At 73.8% G+C, this 23,775-nt stretch carries 23 protein-coding genes and 1 tRNA gene; 22 read left to right on the forward strand and 2 right to left on the reverse strand.

From position 1 onward, the window contains the following. The first annotated feature begins 3 nt into the window (after positions 1–3). Positions 4–567: a hypothetical protein gene (locus ACPCUX_RS04585; RefSeq protein WP_144722700.1), complete on the forward strand. Its 564-nt coding sequence runs from the start codon at positions 4–6 to the stop codon at positions 565–567. Between the two features lie 39 nt (positions 568–606). Here ACPCUX_RS04585 and ACPCUX_RS04590 read toward each other — a convergent pair whose 3' ends face one another. Further along, entirely contained in the window at positions 607–1,239 is a 633-nt protein-coding gene (locus ACPCUX_RS04590; protein ID WP_034655122.1) for a CYTH domain-containing protein, read from the reverse strand. A 112-nt stretch (positions 1,240–1,351) separates the two neighbouring features. Next, positions 1,352–1,424: transfer RNA gene (locus ACPCUX_RS04595), tRNA-Arg, on the reverse strand. Between the two features lie 235 nt (positions 1,425–1,659). Between ACPCUX_RS04595 and argS the strand changes: the two genes are divergently transcribed. The 21 genes from argS (at position 1,660) to ACPCUX_RS04700 (ending at position 23,735) form a co-directional block, all read left to right on the forward strand. Next, on the forward strand, positions 1,660–3,345 hold the full coding sequence (argS, locus tag ACPCUX_RS04600) for an arginine--tRNA ligase (RefSeq protein WP_415296609.1): 1,686 nt from the start codon (positions 1,660–1,662) through the stop codon (positions 3,343–3,345). Next, positions 3,342–4,730 (forward strand): diaminopimelate decarboxylase, encoded by a 1,389-nt coding sequence (lysA, locus tag ACPCUX_RS04605; RefSeq protein WP_423388247.1) that lies wholly within the window; start codon positions 3,342–3,344, stop codon positions 4,728–4,730. The genes argS and lysA overlap by 4 nt, the downstream gene beginning before the upstream one ends. Positions 4,731–4,893: 163 nt before the next feature. After that, a complete protein-coding gene (locus ACPCUX_RS04610; RefSeq protein WP_086150772.1) occupies positions 4,894–6,231 on the forward strand; it encodes a homoserine dehydrogenase in 1,338 nt (445 codons plus the stop codon). Further along, positions 6,231–7,334, forward strand: coding sequence for a threonine synthase (gene thrC, locus ACPCUX_RS04615; protein ID WP_171468197.1), 1,104 nt, complete (start codon positions 6,231–6,233; stop codon positions 7,332–7,334). The genes ACPCUX_RS04610 and thrC overlap by 1 nt, the downstream gene beginning before the upstream one ends. Beyond that, positions 7,334–8,263, forward strand: coding sequence for a homoserine kinase (gene thrB, locus ACPCUX_RS04620; protein WP_043658744.1), 930 nt, complete (start codon positions 7,334–7,336; stop codon positions 8,261–8,263). Before thrC ends, thrB begins: the two co-directional genes overlap by 1 nt. 249 nt (positions 8,264–8,512) lie before the next feature. Continuing rightward, positions 8,513–10,633, forward strand: coding sequence for a transcription termination factor Rho (rho, locus tag ACPCUX_RS04625; protein ID WP_137281212.1), 2,121 nt, complete (start codon positions 8,513–8,515; stop codon positions 10,631–10,633). A 164-nt stretch (positions 10,634–10,797) separates the two neighbouring features. Further along, complete coding sequence (gene rpmE, locus ACPCUX_RS04630) at positions 10,798–11,016, forward strand: 50S ribosomal protein L31 (protein WP_021483241.1); 219 nt, start codon at positions 10,798–10,800, stop codon at positions 11,014–11,016. A gap of 202 nt (positions 11,017–11,218) precedes the next feature. Beyond that, a complete protein-coding gene (gene prfA, locus ACPCUX_RS04635) occupies positions 11,219–12,322 on the forward strand; it encodes a peptide chain release factor 1 (protein WP_043655669.1) in 1,104 nt (367 codons plus the stop codon). Position 12,323: 1 nt separating this feature from the next. Beyond that, entirely contained in the window at positions 12,324–13,334 is a 1,011-nt protein-coding gene (gene prmC, locus ACPCUX_RS04640) for a peptide chain release factor N(5)-glutamine methyltransferase (RefSeq protein ID WP_423388248.1), read from the forward strand. Next, positions 13,331–14,101, forward strand: coding sequence for an L-threonylcarbamoyladenylate synthase (locus ACPCUX_RS04645; RefSeq protein WP_081600066.1), 771 nt, complete (start codon positions 13,331–13,333; stop codon positions 14,099–14,101). Before prmC ends, ACPCUX_RS04645 begins: the two co-directional genes overlap by 4 nt. After that, entirely contained in the window at positions 14,098–15,354 is a 1,257-nt protein-coding gene (locus ACPCUX_RS04650; protein ID WP_085387555.1) for a glycosyltransferase family 4 protein, read from the forward strand. Before ACPCUX_RS04645 ends, ACPCUX_RS04650 begins: the two co-directional genes overlap by 4 nt. Then, entirely contained in the window at positions 15,351–15,902 is a 552-nt protein-coding gene (locus ACPCUX_RS04655; protein ID WP_253705644.1) for a hypothetical protein, read from the forward strand. Before ACPCUX_RS04650 ends, ACPCUX_RS04655 begins: the two co-directional genes overlap by 4 nt. A gap of 238 nt (positions 15,903–16,140) precedes the next feature. Then, positions 16,141–16,935: a F0F1 ATP synthase subunit A gene (gene atpB / locus ACPCUX_RS04660; protein WP_021482770.1), complete on the forward strand. Its 795-nt coding sequence runs from the start codon at positions 16,141–16,143 to the stop codon at positions 16,933–16,935. A gap of 104 nt (positions 16,936–17,039) precedes the next feature. Then, positions 17,040–17,270, forward strand: coding sequence for an ATP synthase F0 subunit C (locus ACPCUX_RS04665; protein ID WP_021482769.1), 231 nt, complete (start codon positions 17,040–17,042; stop codon positions 17,268–17,270). Then, positions 17,270–17,878: a F0F1 ATP synthase subunit B gene (locus ACPCUX_RS04670; RefSeq protein WP_423388249.1), complete on the forward strand. Its 609-nt coding sequence runs from the start codon at positions 17,270–17,272 to the stop codon at positions 17,876–17,878. The genes ACPCUX_RS04665 and ACPCUX_RS04670 overlap by 1 nt, the downstream gene beginning before the upstream one ends. After that, entirely contained in the window at positions 17,878–18,693 is an 816-nt protein-coding gene (locus ACPCUX_RS04675; RefSeq protein WP_043655661.1) for a F0F1 ATP synthase subunit delta, read from the forward strand. Before ACPCUX_RS04670 ends, ACPCUX_RS04675 begins: the two co-directional genes overlap by 1 nt. Before the next feature lie 109 nt (positions 18,694–18,802). Then, on the forward strand, positions 18,803–20,434 hold the full coding sequence (atpA, locus tag ACPCUX_RS04680) for a F0F1 ATP synthase subunit alpha (RefSeq protein WP_034653508.1): 1,632 nt from the start codon (positions 18,803–18,805) through the stop codon (positions 20,432–20,434). A 2-nt stretch (positions 20,435–20,436) separates the two neighbouring features. Continuing rightward, a complete protein-coding gene (locus ACPCUX_RS04685; protein ID WP_021480884.1) occupies positions 20,437–21,333 on the forward strand; it encodes a F0F1 ATP synthase subunit gamma in 897 nt (298 codons plus the stop codon). A gap of 91 nt (positions 21,334–21,424) precedes the next feature. Next, positions 21,425–22,906 (forward strand): F0F1 ATP synthase subunit beta, encoded by a 1,482-nt coding sequence (atpD, locus tag ACPCUX_RS04690; protein ID WP_021480886.1) that lies wholly within the window; start codon positions 21,425–21,427, stop codon positions 22,904–22,906. Positions 22,907–23,038: 132 nt separating this feature from the next. Continuing rightward, on the forward strand, positions 23,039–23,305 hold the full coding sequence (locus ACPCUX_RS04695; protein WP_021480887.1) for a F0F1 ATP synthase subunit epsilon: 267 nt from the start codon (positions 23,039–23,041) through the stop codon (positions 23,303–23,305). A 13-nt stretch (positions 23,306–23,318) separates the two neighbouring features. After that, entirely contained in the window at positions 23,319–23,735 is a 417-nt protein-coding gene (locus ACPCUX_RS04700; protein WP_034653511.1) for a DUF2550 domain-containing protein, read from the forward strand. The last annotated feature ends 40 nt before the right edge of the window (positions 23,736–23,775 follow it).

A 23,775-nucleotide genomic window follows, 5' to 3' on the forward strand; every position in this document is an offset into this window, starting at 1 on the left:
ACCGTGGCCGACCTGCTCCTCGCCGCGGTCGTCCTGCGCCGTCCCGAGCACGCGCTCGCCGCGCAGGTGCTGAGCCTCGCCGTAGGCGGCCTCGTCCGCGTGGAGCCGACGGCGCCCGGCGAGCCTCCCGTCCTCGTCCTCCTCGACGCGTCGCGTGCCTCCGAGCGCGAGCACCTCGCCCTGTCGACCCTCTTCGGCGGGACGGCGGGCGAGGGCGCGCGCGTCGCGCTCGACCCCTCCGACGACGCCCTGCGCCTCCGCGTGCACGACGCCGCCCGCCGGGTCTTGCGCAGCGCCCGCCACGACGGCTACCTGGAGGCGGGACGGTCACGCCGGCTCACGGAGAAGGGCGACGCGGTGCGGGCCGACCTCGTCGCGCTGGAGGACGCCGTCGAGCGCGAGGTCGCGGAGGCGCGCGCGCACGACCGGGCGCGCGAGCACGTGTCGCCCGGCGCGCTGCCGTGGGCGGTCCTGTTCGGGCACGAGCCCGGGTGGGTGCCGGTCGACGGGCGCACGGTCCGGTTCGACGTCGCCGCGGTGTGCGCGGCTGCGGACGCGCTGCGCTGACCCGAGGACCGGGCGTCCGGGCGCGTGCCCGCGCGGTGCCTACGGGCCGGAGAGCCGCTCGTTGCGGCCGAAGTCCTGGAGGAACCGCGGGCCGGACGCGGCGAGCTCGGCCTCGAACTCCTCGCGCCACGCGCCGTAGGGGCGGCCCGCGAGCGCGTCGTTGGAGAACCGGGGGTCGTCCGTGAGCTCGGTGACGCAGAACGCGGGGATCTGCAGGTCCGTGACGGGACCGGTGCGCTCGCACTCCGCGACGACGAGCGGGTGGTTCGCCCCGCCGAACACGTCGACGACCCAGCCGTCGGCCCCGACCCACACGGAGTAGCGGGTCTTGACGACGCGCGCACCGCCGCGGCGGATCATCTGGACGCCCACCGCCACGTCGACCTCGCGCTCCGCCTCGTAGCGCGTGCCGCCGGCCATCGGGCCCTTGACGGTGAGCGTGCACAGGTCGACGGCGGGGGCGTAGCGGTCGAGGAGCCGGACCGGGTCGGTCGTCGCGTCCATCGTCGCGTCGACCGTGGGCACCTTCGCGCGCAGCCGCAGCGCGTACCCCTCGTCGGCCAGGTAGTAGCTCTGCACGATGAGCGCGGGCGCGTCGCGCAGGTCCTCGGGCAGCTCGCGCACGAGGAACCGGCGCTCGAACTCGAAGTCCCCGTAGCCGCCGTCGGTCATGGGCCCACCGTAGCGGGAGCGCGCGGGTCGTGGCGGGACCTCGCGCAGCGGGCCCGGAGACGGCGCGAGCCCGGCCGCGCGAGGCGGGCCGGGCTCGTGGGAGCGGTGCGGGTGCCCTCGATAGGATTCGAACCTACGACCTTCTGCTCCGGAGGCAGACGCTCTATCCACTGAGCTACGAGGGCGAGCGCCGACGGTGACCGCCGACGCGATGCACGAGACTACCAGCCCGCAGGGGGTGCGCGGACCCGGCGCGGCCGGCTGCCGACCGGGTGCGCCGCCCCGGTGCTCCGGCCCGGCGCGGAGACGCGGGGGAGCGGGCCCGGCCCCCGGCGCGGCGGGACGGGGCCCCGGCGCGGCGGGACGGGCGGCGGTGAAATGGCGCGACGGACGGCCCCCGCGCCTCGGTAGAATCGCCCGGTGACCCCCGACGAGCTCTCCGAAGCGCTGAGCGCTGCCCTGGCCGCCGCCGTCGCCGACGGCACCCTCGCCCTGGACCCGACCGCGGTCCCCGAGCGCGTCCACGTGGAGCGACCCCGCCAGCGCGAGCACGGCGACTGGGCCACGAACGTCGCGCTGCAGCTCGCGAAGAAGGCGGGCACGACGCCGCGCGCGCTCGCCGAGGACCTCGCGCGCCGCCTCGCCGCGCACCCGGGCATCCGGGCCGTGGACGTCGCCGGCCCCGGCTTCCTCAACATCACGCTCGACGCGGCCGCCGCGGGCGAGCTCGCGCGCACCATCGTCGAGGCCGGCCCGGCGTACGGGCGCGGCGACTCCGCGGCGGGCAAGAAGGTCAACCTCGAGTTCGTCTCCGCGAACCCGACCGGGCCCATCCACATCGGTGGCGTCCGCTGGGCCGCCGTCGGCGACTCGCTCGCGCGCGTGCTCGAGGCGAGCGGCGCGGACGTGACGCGGGAGTACTACTTCAACGACCACGGCGCCCAGATCGACCGCTTCGCGCGCTCGCTCCTCGCGCGCTCGCGCGGCCAGGAGGCGCCGGAGGACGGGTACGGCGGCGAGTACATCACCGAGATCGCCGACGCGGTCGTCGCCGACGCCCTCGCCGCGGGCGACCCCGACCCGCGCACGCTCCCGGACGCCGAGGCGCAGGAGGTGTTCCGCGCGCGCGGCGTCGAGCGCATGTTCGGCGAGATCAAGGCGTCGCTCCACGACTTCGGCGTCGACTTCGACGTCTACTTCCACGAGGACTCGCTGCACGAGTCGGGCGCCGTCGAGCGCGCAGTCGAGCGCCTGCGCGCGTCCGGTCACATGTTCGAGAAGGACGGCGCGACCTGGCTGCGCACGACCGACTTCGGCGACGACAAGGACCGCGTCGTCATCAAGTCCGACGGCGAGGCGGCCTACATCGCGGGCGACATCGCCTACTACCTCGACAAGCGCGAGCGCGGCTTCGACGAGGTCATCATCATGCTCGGCGCCGACCACCACGGGTACGTCGGCCGCATGATGGCGGTCTGCGCGGCCTTCGGCGACACCCCGGGGAAGAACCTGCAGCTCCTCATCGGGCAGATGGTCAACCTCGTCAAGGACGGCCAGCCCGTGCGCATGTCCAAGCGCGCCGGGACGGTCGTGACGCTGGAGGACCTGGTGGACGCCGTCGGCGTCGACGCCGCGCGCTACTCGCTCGCGCGCTCGTCCGCGGACCAGAACATCGACCTCGACCTCGACCTGCTCGCGCGGGCGACGAACGAGAACCCCGTCTACTACGTGCAGTACGCGCACTCGCGCACCGCGGCGGTGGACCGCAACGCGGCCGACCGCGGCGTCGCGCGCGCCGACGGGTTCGAGCCCGCGCTGCTCGACCACCCGAGCGAGGCGGCGCTCGTCGGGCGGCTCACCGAGTTCCCGCGCATCGTCGCCCAGGCGGCCGAGCTGCGCGAGCCGCACCGCGTCGCGCGCTACCTCGAGGCCCTGGCCGGCGACTACCACACGTGGTACCAGCAGAAGTCGCAGCGCGTGCTGCCGTACCCGGACGAGGAGGTCACGGACACGCACCGCACGCGCCTTTGGCTCAACGACGCGGTGCGCCAGGTCCTCGCCAACGGCCTGGGGCTGCTCGGCGTGAGCGCGCCGGAGCGCATGTGAGCACGAGCCTGCCGGGACACCCCGGCGAGCCGTGGTCGCGCGGCGTGCGGCGCCGGGACGACGGCGCGGTCGAGGTCGCGGGCGTCGACGTCCACGACCTCGCGGCCGAGCACGGGACGCCCGCGTACGTGCTCGACGAGGCGGACTTCCGCGCCCGGGCGCGCGCGTACCGGACGGCGTTCGAGACGGCGTTCCGCGCCGTCGGGTCGGACGTCGACGTGTACTACGCGGGCAAGGCGCTGCTCACCGTGGCCGTCGCGCGCTGGGCGCGCGAGGAGGGCCTGCGCGTCGACACCGCGAGCGGGGGAGAGCTCGCCGTCGCGCTGCGCGCCGGCGTCCCCGGCCCGGAGATCGGCCTGCACGGCAACAACAAGTCCGACGCCGAGATCGGCCGGGCGCTCGACGAGGGCGTGGGCCGGATCATCGTGGACTCGCTCGTCGAGGTCGAGCGCGTCGCGCGGCTCGCGGGCGAGCGCGGCGTGGTCGCGCCCGTCATGGTCCGCGTGACGACGGGCGTCCACGCGGGCGGGCACGAGTACATCTCGACCGCACACGAGGACCAGAAGTTCGGGCTGTCGATCGCCGCGCCCCGCCCCGCGGACGGCGGCGCGGCCGGCGACTCCCCGGCGATGGCGGCGCTGCTCGACGTCGTCGCGCGCCCCGAGCTGCACCTGCTCGGGATCCACTCGCACATCGGCTCCCAGATCCTCGACCCCTCGGGCTTCGAGGTCGCGGCGCGCGCCGTGCTGGAGCTGCGGGCGCAGCTCGCGGCCCGCTCGGGCGTCCTCGTCGACGAGGTCGACATCGGCGGCGGCTACGGCATCGCGTACCTCCCGGGCGACGTCGCGCTCGACCCGGAGCGCGTCGCGAAGGACGTCGCGCGCGCGGTCGAGGCGGTGGCCGCGGAGCTCGGCACGCCGCTGCCGCGGTTCTCGATCGAGCCGGGGCGCGCGATCGTCGGGCCGGCCGGCCTCACGCTCTACACGGTCGGCACGGTGAAGCCCGTGACCCTCGACGACGGGCGCGTGCGCACGTACGTGTCGGTGGACGGCGGCATGAGCGACAACATCCGCCCCGCGCTCTACGCGGCGCAGTACCACGCCGAGGTCGTCGGCCGGGCCTCCGAGGCCGGGCCCGTGCTCGCGCGGGTCGTGGGCAAGCACTGCGAGAGCGGTGACATCGTCGTCCACGAGGTGCAGCTCCCCGGGGACGTGCGGGCGGGCGACCTGCTCGCGGTGCCCGCCACGGGGGCCTACGGCCGCTCGATGGCGTCGAACTACAACCTGCTGGCGCGTCCTCCCGTGGTCGCCGTGCACGACGGCGCGAGCCGCGTGCTCGTGCGGCGCGAGACCGTCGAGGACCTGCTGGCGCTCGACGAGGGGTGACGCCCACCGGGTCGTGCCCGCGGGTCGGCATCCGACCTGTGGGCACGCCCCGGGCGGGCGCGCGCGTCGCCGTATCCTGTGCCTGCGGCTCCCGAGCCACCCGGGCACGACCCGGGCCGCGCCTGGTGCCGCACCCGTCCTGACCACCCGAGGAAGGTCCGTCGTGCCGTCTGCCGCCGAGTCCCACCCGCCCCTGCGCGTCGCCCTGCTGGGGTGCGGCGTCGTCGGCACCCAGGTCGCGCGGCTGCTCACGGAGCAGGCCGACGACCTCGCGTCCCGGGTCGGTGCGCCCCTGGAGCTCGTCGGGATCGCGGTCCGCGACGCGTCCGCCCCGCGCGACGCCGCGGTGGACCGGTCGCTGCTCACGGAGGACGCGGCGAGCCTCGTCGAGCGCGCGGACATCGTCGTCGAGGTGATGGGCGGCACGGAGCCCGCGCGGTCGCTGCTGCTGCGCGCGATCGAGGCCGGCGCCGCCGTCGTGACGGCGAACAAGGCCCTCCTCGCCGAGGACGGCCCCACGCTCTACAAGGCGGCCGACGCCGCCGGGGTGGACATCTACTTCGAGGCCGCCGTCGCGGGCGCCATCCCGATCGTGCGCCCGGTGCGCGAGTCGCTCGCGGGCGACCGCGTGCGCCGCGTGCTCGGCATCGTCAACGGGACGACCAACTACGTGCTCGACCAGATGGCCACGACGGGCCGGGGCCTCGACGAGGCCGTCCGGGAGGCGCAGGACCTCGGCTACGCGGAGGCGGACCCGACGGCCGACGTCGAGGGGTACGACGCCGCGGCCAAGGCGGCGATCCTCGCGAGCCTCGCGTTCCACACGCGCGTGTCCCTCGACGACGTCGCGCGCGAGGGCATCCTCGCCGTCACGGCCGACGACGTCGCGTGGGCCGCGCAGACGGGCCACGTCATCAAGCTGCTCGCCATCGCCGAGCGGCGCGACGGCGGGGCGACCGGGGAGGCGGGCGTGTCCGTGCGCGTGCACCCGGCGCTCGTGCCGACCTCGCACCCGCTCGCGAACGTGCGCGGCTCGTTCAACGCCGTGTTCGTGGAGGCCGAGTCCGCGGGCGAGCTCATGTTCTACGGGCGCGGGGCGGGCGGCGCCCCGACGGCGTCGGCCGTGCTCGGCGACGTCGTCTCCGCCGCCCGCCACCGCGTGCTCGGGGGCAAGGGGCCGCAGGAGTCCACGTACGCCGAGCTCCCGATCCTCCCGCCGAGCGCCGCGGTCACGCGCTACCAGGTGCGGCTCGACGTCGAGGACCGCCCCGGCGTGCTCGCGCAGGTCGCGCACGCGCTCGCCGAGCACGGCGTGTCCATCGAGGCGGTCCGCCAGCCGACGGCGCGCGGCGCGGCCGACGTCGCCGAGCCCGGCGTCGCGGAGCTCCTCATCACCACGCACGCGGCGCCCGAGTCGGCGCTGTCGGCCACCGTCGCGGCGGTCGCCGAGCTCGAGCCCGTCCGCACGATCACGTCCGTCCTGAGAGTCGAGGGAGCCTGATGGCCCACCAGTGGCAAGGCATCATCGCCGAGTACCGTGACCGGCTGCCCGCGCACGTGTCCGAGCGGATCGTCACGCTCGGCGAGGGCGGCACGCCGCTCGTCGAGGCGCCGGCCCTGTCGGCGCGCACGGGGGCCCAGGTCTTCGTCAAGGTCGAGGGCATGAACCCCACGGGGTCGTTCAAGGACCGCGGCATGACGGCGGCGATCTCCGCGGCCGCGGGTCGCGGTGCGCAGGCGGTCGTGTGCGCGTCCACGGGCAACACGTCGGCGTCGGCGGCCGCCTACGCCGTGCGCGCGGGGATGACGTGCGCGGTGCTCGTCCCGGACGGCAAGATCGCGATGGGCAAGCTGAGCCAGGCGATCGCGCACGGCGCGCGGCTGCTCCAGGTCGACGGGAACTTCGACGACTGCCTCGTCGCGGCGCGCAAGCTCGCCGAGGCGTACCCGGTCGAGCTCGTGAACTCGGTCAACCCCGACCGCATCGAGGGCCAGAAGACGGGCGCGTTCGAGATCGTCGACGCGCTCGGCGACGCCCCGGACATCCACGCGCTGCCCGTCGGCAACGCGGGGAACATCACGGCGTACTGGAAGGGCTTCCGCGAGTACGCGGGCCAGGGCGCCGCGGGGCACGCGGGGGAGGGCCTGCCGGCCGTCGCGACGCGCACGCCGCAGATGTGGGGCTTCCAGGCGGCGGGCGCCGCGCCGATCGTCGCGGGCCACCCGATCACGGAGCCCGAGACCGTCGCGACCGCCATCCGCATCGGCAACCCCGCGTCGTGGGAGCTCGCCGAGGCCGCGCGCGACGAGTCGGGCGGCGTCATCGAGGCCGTGTCCGACGAGCAGATCCTCGCGGCGCACCGCGTGCTGTCGAGCGAGGTCGGCGTTTTCGTCGAGCCCGCGTCGGCCGCCGGCGTCGCCGGGATCCTCGCGCGCGCCGAGCGCGGGCTCGTGCCCGCGGGCGCGCGCATCGTCGTCACGGTCACCGGTCACGGGCTCAAGGACCCGCAGTGGGCGCTGCGCACGCTCGACGGCACCGAGGTCGAGCCGACGCGCGTGACCGCCGACGTGGTGTCCATCGCCGACGCCCTCGGGCTCGACTGATGCAGCTCGGCGCGGACCACGTGCGGGTGCGCGTCCCCGCGACGAGCGCGAACCTCGGCCCCGGCTTCGACGCGCTGGGCCTCGCGCTCGCGCTCCACGACGTGCTCGACGTGCGCGCGCTCGCGAGCGACGACGTCGTGGTCGACGTCGAGGGCGAGGGCGCCGGAGAGGTGCCCGGCGACGAGTCCCACCTCGTGGTGCGGGCCCTGCGGGCCGCGCTCGACGTGGCGGGTGCGCCGCAGACGGGCCTGCACCTGACGTGCGTCAACCGCGTCCCCCACGGGCGGGGCCTCGGCTCGTCTGCCGCGGCCGTCGTCGCGGGCATCGTGGCGGCGCGCGCGCTCGTCGCCGACCCGTCGGTCCTCGACGACGACGTCGCGCTCGGCCTCGCGACCGCGATCGAGGGCCACCCGGACAACGCGGCGCCCGCGCTGCTCGGCGGCGCGACCGTCGCGTGGGAGAGCGGTACGCCCGGGGCCGGGGCGCGTGCCGTCCGGCTCGACGTGCACCCCGACCTGCGGGCGACGGTGCTGGTCCCCTCGGCCCGGCTCGCGACGAGCCGCGCGCGCGGGGTGCTCCCGGCGCAGGTGCCGCACGCCGACGCGGCGTTCAACGCGGGGCGGTCGGCGCTGCTCGTCGAGGCGCTCACGCGGCGTCCCGACCTGCTCCTCGACGCGACCGACGACCGGCTCCACCAGGGGTACCGCGCCGGCGTCATGCCGACCACGTCCGAGCTCGTCCGCGCGCTGCGTGCGCGGGGGCTCGCGGCGACGGTGTCGGGTGCCGGCCCCACGGTCCTCGTCCTGTCCGCCGCGGAGCGCCTCGACGAGGTCGCGGGCGTCGCGGACGAGCTCGTCGGGGGGAGCGCGGACTGGTCGGTCCGCCGCCTCGACGTCGACACGCGCGGGGTCGTCGCCGAACGGCTCTGACCGCTGTCCTGCCGGTGCTAGGATGGTCCCAGCCTTCGGTCACGCTCTCGCATCAGCAGTCGAGCGTTCTCCAGCGCGGAAGTGCCGCGACAGAGCCCGTCCGAGAGAAGGCAATCCAGCCCGCGTCAGATGACGTCGTCGTACCACTGACGCGTGGTGACACCTGCGCACCGGCCGTCACGGCCGGGCGTCGACCACCCGCGGTCCGCCCTCTGAGAGACGGACGCAAACGAGGGGGAAGGGTCCTTCGTGACAGACACCATCGACACCGCCACGAGCAGCGCGACCGCTGCCGGCGGTACCGCCCGGAACGGCGCGCTCTCCACGCTGCGCCTCCCGGAGCTGCAGGCGCTCGCGTCGCAGCTCGGGGTCAAGGGCACGTCCAAGATGCGGAAGGGCGATCTCGTGGACGTCATCCGCGCCCGCACGGGCGAGCAGGGTGCCTCCGAGCGCCCCGCCGCGTCCCGGCGCGACACGGACGCGGCGACCGCCGCGTCGCGTGAGACGAACGAGGCGCCCGTCGCCTCGGGGCGCGGCCGCAGCCGCCGCGCCGAGCGGCCCGCGGCGAGCCCCGCGGCCGGCACCGACTCCCCGGCGACGCGTCAGGACGCGCCGTCGGCCGCGAGCCGCGAGGAGCGCACCGCCGCTCCCGTGCTCGACCTCCCGGTGCGCGCCGACGAGCAGCGCACGGAGCAGCGCGGCGAGCGCCGCGACGGCCGCCGCGACGCGCGGTCGGAGGCCGCGGCCGCGGTCGCCGAGGCCCTCGGCGAGGGCGTGCGCACGCGCGACACCGCGAACGAGTCGCCCGACGAGCGTGCGGCGCGCGCCGCGGCCGCCGTCGGCCTGGTCACGGGCGAGCGCGGCTCGCGCCGTGCGGGCCGCGGTGCCGGTGCCCCGCGCACGGGCGAGGGCGACGGCGACGCGCCGCGCGCCGACCGTCAGCGCGACCAGCAGGGCGGCGAGCGCCAGCGTGAGCAGCAGCCGGAGAAGCAGTCCGGTCAGCAGTCCGGCCAGCAGGGCCGGGGCGAGCGTCAGGGCGACCGCCGTGACGACCGCCAGCTCCTGGACGACGAGCGCGGCGGGCGCCGCCGTCGGGGCCGCGACCGCGGTCGCGACCGCGACCGCAAGCGCGGCCGCAACCGCCAGGGACCGGACCTCTCGGGCCTCGACGACATCGAGGTCAACGAGGACGACGTCCTGCTCCCCGTCGCGGGCATCCTCGACATCCTCGACAACTACGCGTTCGTCCGCACCAGCGGCTACCTGCCGGGCAACAACGACGTCTACGTGTCGCTCGGCCAGGTGAAGAAGGCCGGGCTGCGTCGCGGCGACGCCGTGACGGGCGCCGTGCGCCAGCCGCGCGAGGGCGAGAACCAGGGCAACACCGCGCGCCAGAAGTTCAACGCGCTCGTGCGCCTGGACACGGTCAACGGCATGTCGCCGGAGGAGGCGCGCGAGCGTCCGGAGTTCAACCGGCTCACGCCGCTGTACCCGCAGGAGCGCCTGCGCCTCGAGAACTCCGAGGCCACGCGTCTCACGCCGCGCGTCATCGACATCGTCGCGCCGATCGGCAAGGGCCAGCGCGGTCTCATCGTCGCGCCGCCCAAGGCCGGCAAGACGATCATCATGCAGCAGATCGCCAACGCGATCGCCGCGAACAACCCCGAGGTCCACCTCATGGTGGTGCTCGTGGACGAGCGGCCCGAAGAGGTCACCGACATGGAGCGGACGGTCCGCGGCGAGGTCATCGCCTCGACGTTCGACCGCCCCGCGTCGGACCACACGATCGTCGCCGAGCTCGCGATCGAGCGCGCGAAGCGCCTGGTCGAGCTCGGCCAGGACGTCGTGGTGCTCCTCGACTCGCTCACCCGCCTGTCGCGCGCGTACAACCTCGCGGCGCCGGCCTCGGGCCGCATCCTGTCCGGTGGTGTGGACGCGTCCGCGCTCTACCCGCCGAAGCGGTTCTTCGGCGCGGCGCGCAACATCGAGAACGGCGGCTCCCTGACGATCCTCGCCTCGGCGCTCGTGGAGACGGGCTCGAAGATGGACGAGGTCATCTTCGAGGAGTTCAAGGGCACGGGGAACATGGAGCTCCGCCTGTCCCGGAACCTCGCGGACAAGCGCATCTTCCCGGCCGTGGACGTCAACGCGTCCGGCACGCGCCGCGAGGAGATCCTCATGTCGCAGGACGAGCTGAAGATCATCTACAAGCTCCGCCGCGTCATGGGCGCCCTCGACCAGCAGCAGGCGATCGAGCTGCTGCTCGGCCAGCTCAAGAAGACGCAGACGAACGTCGAGTTCCTGCTGCACGTCCAGAAGACGACGCCCGGCGGGCTGGCCGACGACGACAACGTCGGCCGCACGATCTGACGCGTCGCCCGGTCACCGACGGCGGGTGGCCCCGGGAAGTTCTCGGGGCCCCCGCGCGTTCTGGCACAATGGTTCGTCGGCCTGCGCTCGTCAGGCCGCCTGTCGCCGGTTCACAGGTGCGGTAGCCGCACCTGACCCGGAGACGTCACCCCAAGGAGAAAACCGTGAAGTCTGGTATCCACCCCGAGTACGTCGTCACCGAGGTGACGTGCACCTGCGGGAACACGTTCGTGACGCGCAGCACCGAGGCGTCGGGCAAGATCAGCTCCGACGTGTGCAGCGCCTGCCACCCGTTCTACACGGGCAAGCAGAAGATCCTCGACACCGGTGGCCGCGTGGCCCGCTTCCAGGCGCGCTACGGCAAGAAGGACGCCGACAAGTAGCAGCACCGCAGCGCCGGTGGTCCGAGCCCGACAACCTCTCCAGGGGCAGTCGGTGCGCTCGGACCACCGGCGCTGTCGCGTTGTCGGGGGCCGGTCGGAGCGCCGGACCCGGTGACGCGCCCGCGTGCGACCGCACGCCCGGCGCCCGCGCGCCGCGCCGCGACCGCCGTCCCGCACCGCCGTACCGCCCGAGGAGCCGTCCGTGACCGAGTCGTTCGCCGCCGTCGTGCCGTTGCTGGCCGAGCACGCCGAGATCGAGGCGCAGCTCGCCGACCCGGCCGTCCACGCCGACGCGGGCCGCGCCCGCACGCTCGGGCGCCGCTACGCCGAGCTGAACCAGGTCGTGGGCGCGTACCGCGCGTGGCGCGAGGCGAGCGACGACGCCGAGGCCGCGGCCGAGCTCGCCGCGCTGGGCGGCGACGACGGCGACGCGTTCGCCGACGAGCTCCCGGGCCTGCGCGCCACCGAGGAGGAGGCGCGCGAGCGCCTGCGCCGCGTGCTCGTCCCGCGCGACCCCGACGACGGCCGCGACGTCATCCTCGAGATCAAGGCGGGCGAGGGCGGCGAGGAGTCGGCACTGTTCGCGGGCGACCTGCTGCGCATGTACCTGCGGTACGCCGAGCGCCGCGGCTGGAAGACGGAGGTCCTGGAGTCGACCGACTCCGACCTCGGCGGCTACAAGGACGTCCAGGTCGCGGTGAAGGCGCGCAGCACGCCGTCCGACCCGGCCGAGGGCGTCTGGGCCAACCTCAAGTACGAGGGCGGCGTGCACCGGGTCCAGCGCGTGCCCGTGACGGAGTCGCAGGGCCGCATCCACACGTCTGCCGCCGGCGTGCTCGTGTTCCCCGAGGTCGAGGACGCGGGCGAGGTCGAGATCGACCCGAACGACCTGCGCATCGACGTCTACCGCTCGTCGGGCCCGGGCGGGCAGTCGGTCAACACGACCGACTCCGCGGTGCGGATCACGCACCTGCCGACGGGGATCGTCGTGTCGATGCAGAACGAGAAGTCGCAGCTCCAGAACCGGGAGCAGGCGATGCGCGTGCTGCGCGCGCGTCTGCTCGCCGCGCAGCAGGAGGCGGCCGCCGCGGAGGCGGCGGACCTGCGGCGCTCCCAGGTGCGGACGGTCGACCGCTCCGAGCGCATCCGCACGTACAACTTCCCGGAGAACCGCATCGCGGACCACCGCACCGGGTACAAGGCGTACAACCTCGACCAGGTGCTCGACGGCGACCTCGACCCCGTCGTGCGCTCGGCCGTGGAGGCGGACGAGGCGGCCCGGCTCGCCGCCGCGGGCGAGGCCTGAGATGGGCGACGCGCGCACCGAGCGGTCCGTGCCCGCCGCGCTCACCGCGGACGACCTGCGGCGCGCGGTGCGGGCCGCCGAGGGGATCCTCGTGGAGGCCGGCGTCCCGTCCGCGCGCCACGACGCGGAGGCCCTCGCGGCCTGGAGCCTCGGCCTGCCGCGCCTCGAGTGGTACCGGCTCCCCGCGGGCGACGCCCCGCTCGCCCCCGCGCTCCCGACGGGCGCGACCGACCGCTTCCTCGCCGACTTCGCGGACGCGGTGGAGCGCCGACGAGGGCGTGAGCCGCTCCAGCGCATCGTCGGGCACACCGTGTTCCGGCACGTCACGGTCGAGGTGCTCGACGACGTCTTCGTGCCCCGCCCGGAGACGGAGACGGTCGCGCAGGTCGCGATCGACGAGGCGGCACGGCTCCTCGGCGACCCGGGTCGCGCTGACCGGCCGCCGCTCGTCGTGGACCTGTGCTGCGGGTCGGGCGTCATCGGGATCAGCGTCGACGTCGAGGTGCCGGGCTCGCGCGTCGTCGCGGTCGACCTCTCGCCCGACGCCGTCCGCGCGACGACGGCGAACGCCGCGCGCGTGGGGTCGGGCACCCAGCGCACGCTCGTCGGCGACGTGGGCGACCCGGCCCTGCTCGCCGAGCTCGACGGGACGGTCGACGTCGTCGTGTCGAACCCGCCGTACATCCCGCCGGACGCGGTGCCGGTCGACCCCGAGGTCCGCGACCACGACCCCGACCTGGCGCTCTACGGTCGCGGCGCCGACGGGCTGGAGGTGCCGCGCGCCGTCGTGCGCGCCGCCGCGCGCCTGCTGCGGCCCGGCGGCCTGTTCGTCATGGAGCACGCGGAGGTGCAGGCCGCCGACGTGCGCGCGGCCGCCCGCGCCGCGGACGCGTTCGTCGAGGTGCGCACCCTGACGGACCTCACGGGCCGCGACCGCATGGTCGTGGCACGACGAGCCGGTGCCGCCGGTGACCCGGGGTCGCCGCACGGGCGTGGAAGGATGGACCCGTGAGCTCCGTCCACCCCGTGACCGACCCGAACACCTGGGGCGCCGGCATCGACGAGGCGGTCAACGCGATCTCCCGCGGTGGCCTCGTCGTGCTGCCCACCGACACCGTCTACGGCATCGGCGCCGACGCGTTCGACGCCGAGGCGGTGTCCGCGCTGCTCGCCGCGAAGGGCCGCGGGCGGCACATGCCGCCCCCGGTCCTCGTCCCCGACGCGCGCACGCTCGACGGCCTCGCCACCGACGTGCCCGACGACGCGCGCCGCCTCGTCGAGGCGTTCTGGCCCGGCGGGTTCACGATCATCCTGCGGGCCCAGCCGTCGCTCGCGTGGGACCTCGGCGAGACGCACGGCACGGTCGCGCTGCGCATGCCCGACCACCCGGCCGCGCTCGCGCTCCTGCGCCGCACCGGGCCCCTCGCCGTGTCGTCCGCGAACGCGACGGGTCGCCCCGCCGCGCTGCACGTCGACGACGCGCGCGAGCAGCTCGGCAGCGCCGTCGGCGTCTACCTCGACGGCGGGACGGCGCCCGGGGGAGTGGCGTCCACGATCGTCGACGCGACGTCCGGCGCGCTGCGCGTCGTGCGGCAGGGGGCCGTGACGCTCGAGCAGCTGCGCGAGGTCGCGCCCGTCCTCGGCCCCGACGACGAGCCGGCCGCGGACGCCGCCCCGGAGCCGCCGGAGACGGTGCCCGCCGAGGCTGCCGTCCCCGACGCACCCGCCGAGACCCGAGGCTCCGGCGACGCCGGGGAGCCGGAGGCGAACGGCGGGTGAGGGTCTACCTGCTCGTGATGCTCGTCGCCGCCGCGGTGACGTTCCTCGCGACACCCTTCGCGCGCTGGGTCGCGCTGCGCACGGGCGCCATCACGGCGGTGCGCGACCGCGACGTCCACACGATCCCGACCCCCCGGCTCGGCGGTCTCGCGATGCTGCTGGGGCTGGTGGTGGCGGTCGTCTTCGCGTCACAGATGCCCTTCCTCGAGAGCGTCTTCGTCGGCGAGGTCGCGGGGCAGATGGTCGCCGACGCCCGGATCTGGGGGATCGTCGGCGCCGCGGCGATCGTCTGCCTGCTCGGCATCGCCGACGACATCTGGGACCTCGACTGGATGACCAAGCTCGCGGGCCAGGTGCTCGCGGCCGGGCTCATGGCGAGCCAGGGCGTCGTGCTGTTCACGCTGCCCATCCCCATCGGGGAGCAGCAGCTCATCTGGTCCTCGCGCCTCCAGCTCGTCGCCACGATCCTCGTGGTCGTGGTGGCCATGAACGCCGTGAACTTCGTGGACGGCCTCGACGGCCTCGCGGCCGGCCTCGTCGCGATCGGGGGCGCCGCGTTCTTCCTCTACTCGTACGTGCTCACGCAGAAGGCGAGCGCCGACGACTACTCGAGCCTCGCGACCCTCGTCATCGCGGCCCTCGTCGGCATCTGCGTCGGGTTCCTGCCGCACAACTTCCATCCCGCCCGGATCTTCATGGGGGACTCGGGCTCGATGGTCCTCGGCCTCGTGTTCTCCGCCGCGGCGATCGTCGTGACGGGCCGGGTCGACACGACCACGCTCTCCGGGGCGCAGCAGATCCCGGCGTTCATCCCGCTCCTCCTGCCGCTCGCGGTGATCCTCCTGCCGCTGCTCGACATGGCCATGGCGGTCGTGCGCCGCGTCGCGCGCGGCAAGTCCCCGTTCCACCCGGACCGCATGCACCTGCACCACCGGATGCTCGCGATCGGGCACTCGCACCGGCGCGCCGTGCTCATCCTCTACGTGTGGACGGCCGTGTTCGCGTTCGCCGCCGTCGCGCTGGTCCAGTGGCACTGGCACGGCGTCGCCGCAGGGCTCGCCGGGGCCGTCGTCGCCGCGGCGCTCCTCACGCTCGGACCGCTGCGCACGCGCGGGCGGTTCCTCGACGACGACGCCGCCGCGGCGGTCGACGTCCCGCCGGCCCTCGCGCCCCCCACATCCTCCGCGCCCGGGTCCAGCGACCCGGCCGCGTCGTCCGCCGTCCCCACCCCGCCGAAGGAAGCCCTGAGATGACGACGAGCCAGCCCGAGCCCGCCCGCCCGGACGACCGACCGGACGCCAGGCCGGAGGGCAGGCCGGACGGCACGGTGGACGGCAGGTCGGGCAGCACGGCGACCGAGGGCCCCGTCGAGCAGACGATCGGCGCGCACGGCCGCGCCGTGCGTGCGGTGTTCCGCACCGCCCTGCGCGACGTGCTGGTGCTGCTCGGCGCGCTGACCGTGCTCGGCGTCGCGGTCGGTGCGCTCGTCGCGGGGCTGCCGGGCGTCTGGGGCGCGCTCCTGGGCGTGGGCGTCGCCCTGATCTTCTCCGCGACCACGGTCTGGACGATGCTGCGCACCGTCGACTCCAGCCCGACGACGACGGCCGCGATCGTCATGGCGAGCTGGCTCGGCAAGATGGTGGTGCTGATCGCCGTCCTCGTCGTGCTGCGCGGCATGGACTTCTACGACCGGTGGGTGTTCGCCGGGGTGCTGCTCGTCGGCGTGATCGGCTCCGCCGCGCTCGACTACCGGGCCGTGAGCAGGGGACGGATCCCGTACGTCGACCCCGCGGCGCGCTGACGTACCACCGGCGCGCCGCCGACGTACCACGGGGCCGCCGCGCGGGGGGAGGGACCCTCGTCCCGCAGCATGAGCAAAATGTCACAAGCGGCCGGGAACGGCGAGAGCACGCGGATCCATACGTTAGGCTACTGGCGAATCCATGACGGCCAGGTCCGACGGCGTGCCCACCCACGGGTGACGGCTGCCCGGACCACACGACCATTGGGAGTCCACCCTGTCCACGCTTGCGACCCCCGTGCTCCTCGCTGCATCCGAGAGCGAAGGTGGCTTCCACGCGCCGTCCATCGCCGACTTCTTCCCGCCGGCGATCCTCTTCGAGGGCACCATCTTCCAGATCGACCGGATCTGGATCGTCCGGATCGTGGCCACGATCGTCCTCCTCGCGATCTTCGTCGTCGCCGCGCGTCGGGCGCGCCTGGTCCCCGGGCGCTTCCAGAACGCGATCGAGATGATGCTGGACTTCGTCCGGGTCCAGATCGTCGAGGAGATCATGGGCAAGGAGCACGCCAAGCGCTTCGTCCCCATGATCACGACGATCTTCTTCGCGGTCCTCGCCTTCAACCTCACGGGCATCATCCCCGGCCTCAACATGGCCGGTACCGCCCGCATGGGCCTGCCCTTCCTGCTCGCGCTGTGGGTGCTCGTCACCTACTGGGCCGTGGGCATCAAGGCGCACGGCCTCGGCGGCTACCTCAAGAACAGCCTCTTCCCCCCGGGCATCCCGGCGCCGATCTACCTGATCGTCACCCCGATCGAGCTGCTCCAGATCCTCATCATCCGGCCGGCCTCGCTCGCGATCCGTCTCGTCGCCAACATGGTCGCCGGCCACATCATGCTGGTCCTGTGCTTCGCCGCGACGCAGTACTTCGTCTTCGAGGCGGTCCCCGCGATGAAGGCCTTCGGCGTCCTGACGCTCGCCGGCGGGCTGATCTTCACGCTCTTCGAGCTCCTCGTCGCGGCCCTGCAGGCCTACATCTTCGCGCTCCTCGCGTCGGTGTACCTGAACATCGCGCTCGAAGAGGAGCACTGACCCGAGGCCGCACCGCGCGCCCCGACCGACCCTCTCCCACCACGCACCACTCAATGTGACGCCCGGCCGACCGGTCGGGCGCCCAACGGAAGGAACGAGCACACGTGGACGTCACCACCCTCGCCGAGGTCTCCGGCAGCATCAACACGATCGGTTACGGCATCGCCGCGATCGGCCCGGGCATCGGCCTCGGCATCCTCATCGGCAAGACCGTCGAGGGCATGGCCCGCCAGCCTGAGGTCGCCGGCCAGCTCCGCGCCACCATGTTCCTCGGTGTCGCGTTCGTCGAGCTGCTCGCGCTGCTCGGGCTCGTCGCCGGCTTCCTCTTCCAGTGATGACGGCGCTGGCTGACGCCGCGCTGACCCTCGCGGCGGAGACCGGCGAGGAGCCGGCAGGCATCGACCTGTTCCTCCCCGCCGGCTACGACATCCTGTGGTCGGCCGTCGTCCTCGTCATCATCGCGGTCGTCTTCTACAAGGCGGTCCTGCCGAAGTTCCAGGCGGTCCTGGACGAGCGCACCGCGAAGATCGAGGGCGGTCTGGCCAAGGCGGAGTCCGCCCAGGCCGAGGCCGCGGCGGCGCTGGCGGAGTACCACCAGCAGCTCCAGGAGGCTCGCACCGAGGCGGCGAAGATCCGTGAGGAGGCGCGCGCCGAGGGCTCGGCGATCGTCTCCGACCTGCGGGCCAAGGCGTCCGACGACGCCGCGCGCATCGTCGAGACGGCGCACCGCCAGATCGAGGCCGAGCGCCAGCAGGCCGCGGTCTTGCTGCGCAACGACGTCGGTCTGCTCGCGACGGAGCTCGCCTCCAAGATCGTGGGCGAGTCGCTCGCCGACTCGGCACGCCAGAGCCGCGTCGTCGACCGCTTCCTCGACGAGCTCGAGGCCGCGGGTCCCGCGGCGGCGAGCGCGGCGGGCACCGGTCCCGGCACCGAGGAGCGCTGATGCGCGGAACGAGCGGCGAGTCCCTGACGCAGGCGCGGGACCGGTTCGAGCCGGTCCTGCGCTCGGCGGGCGAGAGCGCGCTCGCGCTCGGCGAGCAGCTCTTCGCGGTCACGGCGGCGCTCGACGAGTCGGCGCCGCTGCGGCGCTCGCTCGCCGACCCGTCCCGCTCCGGTGCGGACAAGGCGGCGCTGGTCACGGCCGTCCTCGCGTCGGGCTTCGACGAGCGCGTCGTCGACCTCATGGCCGGCCTCGTCCGGTCGCGGTGGTCGCGCGAGAGCGACCTCGCGGACGCGACCGAGCGCCTCGGTCTGGAGGCGGTCCTCGCGTCCGCCCAGTCCCGTGGTGCGCTCGAGCAGGTCGAGGACGAGCTCTTCCGGACGTCGCGCGCGCTCGTCGGGCAGCGCGAGGCACGGCAGATCCTCTCCGACGACACGATCGACCCCGAGCGTCGCGCCGCCTTCGTGCACGCGCTGCTCGGCGGGAAGGCCGACCGTGCGACCGAGGTGCTCGCGGTCCACGCGACGCGCGCGCTGCGCGGGCGCCGGTTCGTCCCGACGCTGGGTTGGATCGGTGAGGTCGCGGCCGAGCGTCGGCAGCGGCTCGTCGCCTCCGTGACGTCGGCGACGGTGCTCACGCAGGCACAGCTCGACCGCCTCTCGGCGCTGCTCGAGCGGGCCTACGGGCGGGCCGTGCAGCTCAACGTCACGGTCGACCCCGCCGTCCTCGGCGGGATGCGCGTCCAGGTCGGTGCCGACGTCGTGGACTCCACGGTGCTGGCCCGGCTGGCCGACGCGCGCCGACGTCTCGTGAGCTGACCGGCCCACCCTTCCGACCGACGACCGTCCTGCCGGCCACCGGCCGCACAACCGACAAACGTTCGACCGCACCCGAACCACGAGGTGCGGCCACGACAGGAGAAGAGCAATGGCTGAGCTGACGATCCGGCCGGAGGAGATCCGGGCCGCTCTGGACAGCTTCGTGAAGTCCTACGAGCCCGAGGGCGCCGTGTCCGAGGAGGTGGGCCGGGTCACCCTGGCCGCCGACGGCATCGCCCAGGTCGAGGGTCTCCCGGGCGCGATGGCCAACGAGCTGCTGCGCTTCGAGGACGGGACCCTCGGTCTCGCCCTCAACCTCGACGTCCGCGAGATCGGTGTCGTCGTGCTCGGCGAGTTCACCGGCATCGAGGAGGGGCAGGAGGTCCGTCGCACGGGCGAGGTCCTCTCCGTCCCGGTCGGTGACGGCTACCTCGGTCGCGTCGTCGACCCGCTGGGCAACCCGATCGACGGCCTCGGCGAGGTCGCGACGGAGGGCCGCCGCGCCCTCGAGCTCCAGGCGCCCGGCGTCATGGCGCGCAAGTCGGTCCACGAGCCCCTCCAGACGGGCCTCAAGGCGATCGACTCGATGATCCCGATCGGCCGCGGTCAGCGTCAGCTGATCATCGGCGACCGCCAGACGGGCAAGACGGCGATCGCGATCGACACGATCATCAACCAGAAGGCGAACTGGGAGTCGGGCGACCCGACCAAGCAGGTCCGCTGCATCTACGTCGCCATCGGCCAGAAGGGCTCGACGATCGCGTCGGTCCGCGGCGCCCTCGAGGAGGCCGGCGCGCTCGAGTACACGACGATCGTCGCGGCCCCGGCGTCCGACCCGGCGGGCTTCAAGTACCTCGCCCCCTACACCGGCTCGGCCATCGGTCAGCACTGGATGTACGGCGGCAAGCACGTCCTCATCGTGTTCGACGACCTGTCGAAGCAGGCCGAGGCGTACCGCGCCGTGTCGCTGCTGCTGCGCCGCCCGCCGGGCCGCGAGGCGTACCCCGGTGACGTCTTCTACCTGCACTCCCGCCTCCTCGAGCGTTGCGCGAAGCTCTCGGACGAGCTGGGCGCGGGCTCGATGACGGGTCTGCCGGTCATCGAGACGAAGGCGAACGACGTCTCGGCGTACATCCCCACGAACGTCATCTCCATCACGGACGGGCAGATCTTCCTCCAGTCCGACCTCTTCAACGCGGACCAGCGTCCGGCCGTCGACGTCGGCATCTCGGTGTCGCGCGTCGGTGGTGACGCCCAGGTCAAGGCGATGAAGAAGGTCTCGGGCACGCTGAAGCTCGAGCTCGCGCAGTACCGCTCGCTCGAGGCGTTCGCGATGTTCGCGTCCGACCTCGACGCGGCGTCGCGCGGCCAGCTCCAGCGTGGTGCGGTCCTCATGGAGCTGCTCAAGCAGGGCCAGTACTCGCCGTTCCCCGTCGAGGAGCAGGTCGCGTCGATCTGGGCCGGCACCAAGGGCAAGCTCGACGACGTCCCCGTCGAGGACGTGCGCCGCTTCGAGTCCGAGATGCTCGACCACCTGCGCCGCAACACGGACGTCTTCTCGACGATCGTCGAGACGGGCAAGCTCGAGGACGCGACCGAGGCGCAGCTCTCGGAGGCGGTCGACGCCTTCCGTGCCGGCTTCCTCAAGGGTGACGGCACGCCGCTCGTCGGCGGCGACACCGAGGACGAGACCGAGACGGAGATCGAGCAGGAGCAGATCGTCCGGCAGAAGAGGGCCTGAGCATGGCCGGATCCCAGCGCGTCTACAAGCAGCGGATCAAGTCGACGCAGTCGCTCAAGAAGATGTTCCGCGCGCAGGAGCTCATCGCCGCGTCGCGCATCGGCAAGGCCCGCGACCGCACCGCGGCCGCGGCGCCGTACGCCCGGGCGATCACCCGGGCGGTGTCGGCCGTCGCGACGCACACGACGACGCAGCACCCGCTGACGAGCGAGCGCACGGACACCAACCGTGTCGCGGTGCTCGTCGTCGCGTCCGACCGCGGCATGGCCGGCGCCTACTCGGCGTCGATCATCCGCGAGACGGAGCGCCTCGTGGAGCGGCTCGCCGCCGAGGGCAAGGAGGTCGCGCTCTACGCGGCCGGCCGTCGGGCGATCCAGTACTACACGTTCCGCGGGCGCGAGCTCGCGGGCACGTGGTCGTACGGGTCGGACGCCCCCAACGCGGAGGTCGCCGGCGAGATCGCCGAGACCCTGCTCGGGGCCTTCCTCGCGCCGGCCGCCGAGGGCGGCGTGAGCGAGCTGCACATCGTCTACACGCAGTTCGTCAACATGGTCACGCAGCGACCTCGCGTCGTGCGGATGCTCCCGCTCGAGGTCGTCGAGGGCGTCGCCCCCGCCGGCAAGCACGACGTGCTCCCGCTGTACGACTTCGAGCCCTCGCCGGAGGCGGTGCTCGACGCGCTGCTCCCGCGCTACGTCCGCAGCCGGATCTTCAGCTGCCTCCTCGAGGCGGCGGCGTCCGAGCTCGCGGCGCGGCAGCGGGCGATGCACACCGCGACGGACAACGCGGAGGACCTCATCCGCAACTACACGCGGCTCGCGAACCAGGCGCGCCAGGCGGACATCACCCAGGAGATCAGCGAGATCGTCTCGGGTGCCGACGCCCTGGCGGCGTCATGACGGGCCGCGAGGCCCGCGCGGCCAGCACCATCACCGACATCCTGACCGAACCCGCCGGGGACCACTCCGGCACTGCGAAGCGAGGCCAGCAATGACCGCCACCACCGTGGAAGCACAGGTCGAGCACTCCAGCGGTCCCGGCGTGGGCCGAGTCGCTCGTGTGATCGGCCCCGTCGTGGACATCGAGTTCCCGGCGGACGCCATCCCCGACATCTACAACGCGCTGACCGTCGACATCGACCTGTCGTCGCAGGGCGAGGGCGAGAAGTCGTTCACGCTCACGCTCGAGGTCGCGCAGCACCTCGGCGACTCGCTCATCCGTGCGATCGCCCTCAAGCCGACGGACGGCCTCGTCCGTGGCGCGCAGGTCACCGACACGGGCGCCCCGATCAGCGTCCCCGTCGGCGACGTCACCAAGGGCAAGGTCTTCAACGTCACGGGCGACGTCCTCAACGCCGAGCCCGGCGAGACGATCGAGATCACCGAGCGCTGGCCGATCCACCGCAAGCCCCCGGCGTTCGACCAACTCGAGTCGAAGACCACGATGTTCGAGACGGGCATCAAGGTCATCGACCTCCTCACGCCGTACGTGCAGGGTGGGAAGATCGGCCTCTTCGGTGGTGCGGGCGTCGGCAAGACGGTCCTCATCCAGGAGATGATCCAGCGCGTCGCGCAGGACCACGGCGGTGTCTCGGTGTTCGCCGGCGTCGGCGAGCGCACGCGTGAGGGCAACGACCTCATCCACGAGATGGAGGACGCGGGCGTCTTCGACAAGACCGCCCTCGTCTTCGGCCAGATGGACGAGCCCCCGGGCACGCGTCTTCGCGTCGCGCTCTCCGCGCTGACCATGGCGGAGTACTTCCGCGACGTGAAGAAGCAGGACGTCCTCCTGTTCATCGACAACATCTTCCGCTTCACCCAGGCGGGTTCCGAGGTGTCGACGCTGCTCGGGCGCATGCCGTCCGCGGTCGGCTACCAGCCGAACCTCGCCGACGAGATGGGTCTGCTCCAGGAGCGCATCACCTCGACGCGTGGTCACTCGATCACGTCGCTCCAGGCGATCTACGTCCCGGCGGACGACTACACCGACCCGGCGCCGGCGACGACGTTCGCGCACCTCGACGCGACGACCGAGCTCTCCCGTGAGATCGCCTCGCGCGGTCTGTACCCCGCGGTGGACCCGCTCGCCTCGACGAGCCGCATCCTCGACCCGCGCTACGTGGGCCAGGAGCACTACGACGTCGCGACGCGCGTGAAGTCGATCCTGCAGCGCAACAAGGAGCTCCAGGACATCATCGCGATCCTCGGTGTGGACGAGCTCTCGGAGGAGGACAAGACGGTCGTCGCGCGTGCGCGCCGCATCCAGCAGTTCCTCTCCCAGAACACCTACATGGCCGAGAAGTTCACCGGCGTCGTGGGCTCGACGGTCCCGCTGAGCGAGACCATCGAGGCGTTCAAGAAGATCGCCGACGGCGAGTTCGACCACATCTCCGAGCAGGCCTTCTACAACATCGGTGGCCTCGAGGACCTCGAGCGCAACTGGGCCCGCATCCAGAAGGAGTACGGCGCCTGACCCGACGCTCGCACGGGGCCGGGCCGTACGGTCCGGCCCCGTGGGCGTCGCTCCCGACCCGGTCCGCCGCACGCGGACCGGGCGTCGTCCCGGACAGCACACCGGGCATGAACCGCCCATGAAGGAGTTCCCGTGGCACAGCTGAACGTCGACCTCGTGGCGGCGGACCGCAAGATCTGGTCGGGCCGCGCGCAGCGGGTCACGGCCCCCGCGGCGGACGGCGAGATCGGCATCCTCGCGGACCACTCGCCGCTGCTCTCCGTGCTGCAGGAGGGCTCGGTACGCATCGCGGGCGAGGGGGAGTCCCTCGAGGTCCGCGTCTCCGGCGGGTTCCTCTCCGTCGACTCGAACCAGGTCACGATCGTGGCGGACTCCGTCGAGTCCGTACCGGCCCGCTGACCTCCGCCCGACCATGACGCCCCTGGCCTGGATCGCGCTCGGACTGCTCGTCCTCGTCCTTGTCGCGATCGGGCTGGGGGTGTGGCGTCTGCGCGCCCTGTCGCACCGCGTCGGTTCGTTCGAGTGCGGCGCGCGGCGCGCGGGCGCCCCCGGGGCCCCCTGGGTCGCGGGCATCGCGCACTACGGCGTCGGCCGCATCGACTGGTGGCGGCTGTGGTCCGTGTCGCTGCGGCCCGCCCGCACCTGGTCCCGCTACGACCTCGTCATCGCGGGCCGTGAGCCGCTCGCCGGCGAGGCGTCCGACACCTACCTCGTCCGCTGCCGCTACCGCGGCCAGGACTTCGAGCTCACGATGTCGCGGGCCGCCTACGAGGGCCTCGCCTCCTGGCTGGAGGCCGCGCCTCCGGGGCGGCGCGACGTCGTCGTCTGAGGCGTCGCCCCGGGGGCAGACGCCGTGACCGGACCGCCCA

It is taken from the genome of Cellulosimicrobium sp. AB352 (assembly GCF_049538415.1).
GTDB classification, from domain to species: Bacteria; Actinomycetota; Actinomycetes; order Actinomycetales; family Cellulomonadaceae; genus Cellulosimicrobium; species Cellulosimicrobium funkei.